General features: G+C 66.4%; 14 protein-coding genes and 1 pseudogene. All 15 read left to right on the top strand.

Annotation, left to right across the window (positions count from 1 at the left end; translation table 11 throughout):
* Positions 1–136, top strand: a 136-nt coding sequence (gene tuf, locus QNJ67_14995; GenBank protein MDJ0610282.1) for an elongation factor Tu, incomplete at its 5' end; no start/stop codon positions are given.
* A 70-nt stretch (positions 137–206) separates the two neighbouring features.
* Positions 207–521: a 30S ribosomal protein S10 gene (gene rpsJ / locus QNJ67_14990; GenBank protein MDJ0610281.1), complete on the top strand. Its 315-nt coding sequence runs from the start codon at positions 207–209 to the stop codon at positions 519–521.
* Positions 522–525: 4 nt separating this feature from the next.
* Positions 526–1,215: pseudogene (rplC, locus tag QNJ67_14985) on the top strand (50S ribosomal protein L3).
* A 147-nt stretch (positions 1,216–1,362) separates the two neighbouring features.
* Positions 1,363–1,983 (top strand): 50S ribosomal protein L4, encoded by a 621-nt coding sequence (rplD, locus tag QNJ67_14980; GenBank protein ID MDJ0610280.1) that lies wholly within the window; start codon positions 1,363–1,365, stop codon positions 1,981–1,983.
* Positions 1,980–2,312, top strand: a complete 333-nt coding sequence (locus tag QNJ67_14975) for a 50S ribosomal protein L23 (GenBank protein MDJ0610279.1) — start codon at positions 1,980–1,982, stop codon at positions 2,310–2,312. Before rplD ends, QNJ67_14975 begins: the two co-directional genes overlap by 4 nt.
* 4 nt (positions 2,313–2,316) lie before the next feature.
* Positions 2,317–3,147 (top strand): 50S ribosomal protein L2, encoded by an 831-nt coding sequence (gene rplB / locus QNJ67_14970; GenBank protein ID MDJ0610278.1) that lies wholly within the window; start codon positions 2,317–2,319, stop codon positions 3,145–3,147.
* 12 nt (positions 3,148–3,159) lie between these two features.
* Positions 3,160–3,438, top strand: coding sequence for a 30S ribosomal protein S19 (rpsS, locus tag QNJ67_14965; GenBank protein ID MDJ0610277.1), 279 nt, complete (start codon positions 3,160–3,162; stop codon positions 3,436–3,438).
* Between the two features lie 3 nt (positions 3,439–3,441).
* Positions 3,442–3,822: a 50S ribosomal protein L22 gene (rplV, locus tag QNJ67_14960; GenBank protein MDJ0610276.1), complete on the top strand. Its 381-nt coding sequence runs from the start codon at positions 3,442–3,444 to the stop codon at positions 3,820–3,822.
* Entirely contained in the window at positions 3,822–4,499 is a 678-nt protein-coding gene (gene rpsC, locus QNJ67_14955; protein MDJ0610275.1) for a 30S ribosomal protein S3, read from the top strand. Before rplV ends, rpsC begins: the two co-directional genes overlap by 1 nt.
* Positions 4,500–4,527: 28 nt before the next feature.
* Positions 4,528–4,947 (top strand): 50S ribosomal protein L16, encoded by a 420-nt coding sequence (gene rplP, locus QNJ67_14950; protein MDJ0610274.1) that lies wholly within the window; start codon positions 4,528–4,530, stop codon positions 4,945–4,947.
* A 3-nt stretch (positions 4,948–4,950) separates the two neighbouring features.
* Positions 4,951–5,148, top strand: a complete 198-nt coding sequence (gene rpmC / locus QNJ67_14945; GenBank protein ID MDJ0610273.1) for a 50S ribosomal protein L29 — start codon at positions 4,951–4,953, stop codon at positions 5,146–5,148.
* A 13-nt stretch (positions 5,149–5,161) separates the two neighbouring features.
* Positions 5,162–5,413, top strand: a complete 252-nt coding sequence (gene rpsQ / locus QNJ67_14940) for a 30S ribosomal protein S17 (GenBank protein MDJ0610272.1) — start codon at positions 5,162–5,164, stop codon at positions 5,411–5,413.
* Positions 5,414–5,431: 18 nt separating this feature from the next.
* On the top strand, positions 5,432–5,800 hold the full coding sequence (rplN, locus tag QNJ67_14935; GenBank protein MDJ0610271.1) for a 50S ribosomal protein L14: 369 nt from the start codon (positions 5,432–5,434) through the stop codon (positions 5,798–5,800).
* Between the two features lie 17 nt (positions 5,801–5,817).
* Complete coding sequence (gene rplX / locus QNJ67_14930) at positions 5,818–6,138, top strand: 50S ribosomal protein L24 (protein ID MDJ0610270.1); 321 nt, start codon at positions 5,818–5,820, stop codon at positions 6,136–6,138.
* 14 nt (positions 6,139–6,152) lie between these two features.
* Positions 6,153–6,695, top strand: coding sequence for a 50S ribosomal protein L5 (gene rplE, locus QNJ67_14925; protein ID MDJ0610269.1), 543 nt, complete (start codon positions 6,153–6,155; stop codon positions 6,693–6,695).

Genomic DNA, 6,695 nt, shown 5'->3' with positions numbered 1-6,695 from the left:
GGTGATGCCGGGCGACAACACGGCGATGGAGATCGAGCTGATCGCGCCGATCGCCATGGACGAGGGCCTGCGCTTCGCGATCCGCGAAGGCGGCCGCACCGTCGGCGCCGGCGTCGTCGCCGGTATCTTGAAGTAACGGAGAGGCATGTGACTCGGCCTTCCGGTCCCAGGGATCGGAAGGCCGAAGTCCAAATAGGATAAAGTCCATGGACAGCCAAAACATACGCATTCGCCTCAAGGCCTTCGATCACCGGGTGCTCGACCAGTCGACCTCGGAGATCGTGCATACGGCCAAGCGCACCGGCGCCAGGGTTCGTGGACCGATTCCCCTGCCGACCCGGCTCGAGCGCTTCACGGTGCTGCGTTCGCCGCACATCGACAAGAAGAGCCGGGAACAGTTCGAGATCCGCACCCACAAGCGGCTGCTCGACATCGTCGACCCGACGCCGCAGACGGTCGACGCCCTGATGAAGCTCGATCTCGCCGCCGGCGTCGACGTCGAGATCAAGCTCAACGGATAAGGCCATGCGTACGGGATTGATCGCCAAGAAGCTGGGCATGACCCGCGTGTTCGACGACCGCGGGGACCACGTGCCGGTCACCGTCCTGCACATGGACGGCTGCCAGGTCGTGGCCCGGCGCACCAAGGAGACCGACGGCTATACCGCGCTGCAGCTCGGCGTCGGCAAGGCCAAGGTCAAGCGGGTCGGCAAGCCGATGCGCGGGCACTTCGCCAAGGCCAAGGTGGAGCCGAAGCGCAAGGTCGCCGAGTTCCGGGTGGCCGAGGACGCCCTGCTCGATGTCGGCACCGAGCTCTCGGTTGAGCACTTCGTGTCTGGACAGTACGTCGACGTGGTCGGCACCTCGATCGGCAAGGGTTTCGCCGGCCCGATGAAGCGTCACGGCATGGCTGGCCTCAGGGCGAGCCACGGCGTCTCGATCAAACACCGCAGCGGCGGTTCGACCGGCAACAGCCAGGATCCGGGCAAGGTCTTCAAGGGCAAGAAGATGGCCGGCCAGATGGGTGATCGGCAGGTCACGACGCAGAATCTCCAGATCGTTTCAACCGACCAGGACCGCGGCCTGATCCTGATACGAGGCGCTGTTCCGGGCTCCGAGGGCGGTTGGGTCCTGATCAGCGACGCGATCAAGCGCGGCCGGCCCGACGAGGCGCCCTATCCGGCGGGCGTGCGGACGGGAGCGGCCCCGGCGGAGGCGGAGACGCCCGCTCCCGAGGCGGCGCCGGAGCCCGAGGATAGCCCGGCGGCCGAGGCCGCGCCGGAGCCCCAGGAAGCGCCGGCCGAGCAGGCGGCTCCCGAGGCGGAATCGGGCGCGGACAGCGAGAAGAAGGACGGCTAAGCCATGAAATGCGCTGTCACGACCCTGGACAACAAGAAGGCGGGCGACATCGAGCTCGACGAGAGCGTCTTCGGCCTCCCGGTCCGTGCCGACCTCTTGGCCCGTATGGTCAACTGGCAGATGGCCAAGCGCCGCGCCGGCACCCACAAGGTCAAGACCCGGGGCGAGGTCTCCGGCTCGACCCGCAAGCAGTACCGCCAGAAGGGCACGGGCCGCGCGCGGATCGGCGCGGGTGACGTCTCCCAGTTCCGCGGCGGCGGCATCGCCTTCGGCCCGGTGGTGCGCAAGCACGACCACGCGCTGCCGAAGAAGGTCCGCAAGCTGGCCCTCAAGACCGCGCTGTCGGCCAAGCTGGCGGACGGCAAGCTGATCGTTCTGGACTCGGCCAAGGTCGAGGACGCCAAGACCAAGGACCTGACCGCCAAGCTCGACAAGCTCGGCTGGACCTCGGTGCTTTTGATCGACGGTGCCGAGGTGGACGGCGGCATGGCGCGCGCGGCGCGCAACCTGCCGCAGATCGACGTGCTGCCCCAGATCGGCGCCAACGTGCGCGACATTCTGCGGCACGACACCCTGGTCTTGACCAAGGATGCGGTTTCGGCGCTGGAGGCGCGACTGAAATGAGCAGGGCCCGTTCACGCGTCGCGGTGGAGACCAAGGTCTCCAGCCAGCGGCTCTACGAAGTCGTCCGAGCGCCGGTGGTGACCGAGAAGTCGACCCTCGCTTCGGAGCACAACCAGGTCGTATTCCGGGTCCCGCTGGACGCGTCCAAGCCGGAGATCAAGACCGCCGTCGAGGATCTGTTCAAGGTCAAGGTGAAGGCGATCAACACCCTGCGTCAGAAGGGCAAGACCAAGCGTTTCCGCGGCCGTCCCGGCAAGCGGAGCGACGTCAAGAAGGCCTACGTGACGCTCGAGGAAGGTCACAGCATCGACGTGACCACGGGGATCTAGGGACATGGCACTCAAGACCTTCAATCCGGTAACGCCTGGCCGCCGCGGGCTGGTCCTGGTCAACCGCTCCGAACTGCACAAGGGCAAGCCGGTCAAGAAGCTGACGGTCGGCCTGACCGGCAAGGGCGGACGCAACAGCACCGGCCGGATCACGGCGCGTCGGCGCGGCGGCGGCCACAAGCGGCGCTACCGCCTGGTCGACTTCAAGCGGCGCAAGTTCGACGTGCCTGCGACCGTGCAGCGCCTGGAGTACGATCCGAACCGGACCGCCTTCATCGCCCTGATCGAGTACCAGGACGGCGAACAGAGCTATATCCTGGCGCCGCAGCGTCTCGCCGTTGGCGACAGCGTGGTCTCCGGCGAGCGGGCTGACATCAAGCCGGGCAACGCCATGCCGCTGGCCTCGATCCCGATCGGCACCATCGTCCACAACGTCGAGATGAAGGCCGGCCGGGGCGGCCAGATCGCCCGCTCCGCCGGGACCTACGTGCAGCTGGTCGGCCGCGACGCCGGCTACGCCCTGCTGCGCCTCTCCTCGGGCGAGGTCCGCATGGTCCGCGCCGAGTGCATGGCGACGGTCGGCGCGGTCTCCAACGCTGACCAGGGCAACATCAAGCTGGGCAAGGCGGGTCGCAGCCGCTGGCTCGGCAAGCGGCCGTCCGTCCGCGGCGTGGCCATGAACCCGATCGATCACCCCCACGGCGGCGGCGAAGGCCGCACCTCCGGCGGGCGCCATCCGGTGACCCCTTGGGGCAAGCCGACCAAGGGCGCGCGCACCCGAGCCAACAAGAAGACCGACGGCTTGATCGTGCGCCGCCGCCACAAGAAGAAGTAAGGAGCCAGTTCCGTGTCACGCTCCACCTGGAAAGGTCCGTTCGTCGACGGCTATCTGCTCAAGAAGGCCGAGGCCAGCCGCGCCAGCGGCCGGAACGAGATCATCAAGACCTGGTCGCGGCGCTCGACCATCATGCCGCAGTTCGTCGGCCTGACCTTCGGCGTCTACAACGGCCACAAGTTCCTGCCGGTGCTGGTGACCGAGAACATGGTCGGTCACAAGTTCGGCGAGTTCTCGCCGACCCGGACGTTCTACGGCCACGCGGCCGACAAGAAGGCGAGGAGGGGCTAGGCCATGAGCAAGCCGAAGCACCCACGCGCTTTGAAGGACAACGAGGCCATGGCCAGCGCGTCGCCGCTGCGGAGCAGCCCGCAGAAGCTGAACCTGGTCTGCCAGGCGATTCGCGGCAAGAGCGCCGAGGCCGCGCTGGCCGAGCTGGCGTTCTCGAAGCGCCGCATCTCCGGCGACGTCAAGAAGGTCCTGGAATCGGCGATCGCCAATGCGGAGAACAATCACCAGCTCGACGTCGACCGCCTCTACGTCGCCGAGGCGACGGTGGGCAAGGCCCTCGTCATGAAGCGGTTTCGGGCCCGCGCCCGGGGCCGCGTGGGGCGTATCCAGAAGCCCTGGAGCCGACTTCGGGTGGTCGTGCGCGAACGTGAGGAGCGCGAGTAATGGGACATAAGGTCAATCCGATCGGGCTGCGCCTGGGCATCAACCGGACGTGGGACTCGCGCTGGTACGCCGACGACGGCTACGGCGACCTGCTGCACGAGGATCTCAAGATCCGGCGCTTCCTGACCAAGCGCCTGAAGCAGGCGGGTCTGTCGCGGATCACCATCGAGCGCCCGGCCAAGAAGGCCCGGATCACCATCCATACGGCCCGTCCCGGGGTGGTCATCGGCAAGAAGGGCGCCGACATCGAGAAGCTCCGCAAGGACCTGCAGGAGATGACCGGAAACGAGGTCCATCTCAACATCGTGGAGATCCGCAAGCCCGAGATCGACGCCACCCTGGTGGCCGAGAACATCGCCCAGCAGCTGGAGCGGCGCGTCGCCTTCCGGCGTGCCATGAAGCGCTCGGTCCAGTCGGCCATGCGCCTGGGCGCCCAAGGCATCAAGATCATCTGCGGCGGCCGGCTGGGCGGCGCCGAGATCGCCCGCGCCGAGCGCTACCACGAGGGGCGGGTGCCGCTGCACACGCTGCGCGCCGATGTCGATTTCGGCGAGGCGACGGCGATGACCACCTACGGTACTTGCGGGGTCAAGGTCTGGGTCTTCAAGGGCGAGATCATGGCCCACGATCCCATGGCCCAGGACAAGCTGGCCCAGGAAGCCCAGCCGAACCGCTGAGCACGAGAGCGTTAGAGGAACCACGGCCATGATGCAGCCGAAGAAGACCAAGTACCGGAAGCAGCACAAGGGGCGCATTCACGGTAACGCCAAGGGCGGGACGGCGCTCAACTTCGGCGCCTACGGCCTGAAGGCGACGACGCCTGGCCGGCTGTCGGCGCGCCAGATCGAGGCCGCGCGGCGGGCCATCACCCGCCACATGAAGCGCGTAGGCAAGCTGTGGATCCGGATTTTCCCCGACGTGCCGGTGTCGTCCAAGCCGGCCGAGGTGCGCCAGGGCAAGGGCAAGGGATCGCCCGAATGGTGGGCGGTCCGGGTCAAGCCGGGTCGGGTCATGTTCGAGCTGGACGGCATTCCCCGCGAGGTCGCCGAGCAGGCCTTCATCCTCGCGTCGGCCAAGCTGCCGATCAAGACCCGCTTCGTGACCCGCCTGGGCGAGGAGGGCTGAACCATGGGCGCCAGCGACCTGGTCGGCAAGACGGCCGACGAGCTTAAAGACAGCCTGCTGAGCCTGAAGAAGGAGCAGTTCAACCTGCGCTTCCAGAAGGCGAGCGGCCAACTCGAAAACACCGCGCGGGTGCGCCAGGTGCGCCGCGAGATCGCGCGAATCAAGACCGTGCTGCACAGCAAGCAGCAAGGCGCTTCTTAGGAGTCCCTAACCCATGCCGCGTCGAATTCTCCAGGGTGTCGTGGTCAGCAGCAAGGCCGACAAGACGGTCACCGTCTTGGTCGAGCGGCGCGTCATGCACCCGGTCTACAAGAAGTTCATCAAGCGCTCCAAGCGCTATCACGCGCACGACGAGAACAACAAGGTTCAGGTCGGCGATACCGTGCGGATCCGCGAGTGCGCTCCGATCTCCAAGACCAAGTCCTGGATGGTGATCGAAGACAGCGCCGCTGCGGCGGCCGGCTGAGCTTAGGGAGTTGCGGTCATGATTCAGATGCAGAGTTCGCTCGACGTGGCGGACAACTCCGGAGCCAGGCGCGTGCAGTGCATCAAGGTCCTGGGCGGTTCCAAGCGTAAGTCCGCGGGCATCGGCGACGTCATCGTGGTCTCGGTCAAGGAGGCGATCCCCCGCGGCCGGGTCAAGAAGGGCGACATCCACCGCGCCGTGATTGTGCGCACGGCCAAGGAGGTGCGGCGCCAGGACGGCTCGGCGATCCGCTTTGACAACAACGCGGCGGTGCTGATCAACCGCCAGAACGAGCCGATCGGGACACGCATCTTCGGCCCGGTGACCCGCGAGCTGAGGGCCCGGCGCTTCATGAAGATCGTTTCCCTGGCGCCCGAGGTTTTGTGATGGGCCAGCAGAAGAAGATGAAGAAGTTCAAGATCAAGAAGGGCGACCGCGTGGTCGTGACCACCGGCCGCAGCAAGGGCCAGACCGGTGACGTTCTGCGCGTCATCCGGGACGAGGACCGCGTGCTGGTGCAGGGGGTCAACATGGTCAAGCGTCACACGCGTCCGAGCCAGGCGGGCCCCGGCGGTATCGTCGAGAAGGAAGCGCCGCTGCACATCTCCAACGTCGCCCACATCGACCCCAAGGACTCCGAGCCGACCCGGGTCGGCTTCAAGACCTTGGGAGACGGCCGCAAGGTGCGCTTTGCCAAGCGCTCCGGCGAAGTGATCGACACGTGAACGGGACGCCGGTCATGAAACCGAGATTGAAAGAGCTCTACGAAAGCACGGTCAAGACCAACCTGACCGAGGAGTTCGGCTACAAGAACCAGATGCAGGTGCCGAAGCTCGAGAAGATCGTGGTCAACATGGGTGTCGGCGCGGCCGTGCAGGACAACAAGAAGGTTCAGGCGGCGGTCCAGGACTTGACGTTGATCACCGGCCAGAAGCCTGTGGTCACGAAGGCCAAGCGGTCGATCGCGACCTTCAAGCTGCGTGAGGGCATGCCGATCGGCTGCAAGGTGACCCTGCGCAGCGACCGCATGTACGAGTTCCTCGACCGCCTGATCACCATCGCACTGCCGCGCGTGCGCGACTTCCGGGGGATCTCGGGCAAGAGCTTCGACGGCCGGGGCAACTTCGCGATGGGCCTGAAAGAGCAGATCGTCTTCCCGGAGATCGACTACGACAAGGTCGACGAGATCCGGGGCATGGACATCGTGGTGTGCACCAGTGCCAAGACCAACGAGGAGGCCAAGGCCTTGCTCAAAGGTTTTGACATGCCGTTCAGCAACTGA

The organism is Kiloniellales bacterium (genome assembly GCA_030064845.1).
Taxonomy (GTDB): Bacteria; Pseudomonadota; Alphaproteobacteria; order Kiloniellales; family JAKSDN01; genus JASJEC01.
The sequence above is the reverse complement of the archived record's forward strand: the minus strand, read 5'-3'. Positions and strand labels throughout refer to the sequence as shown.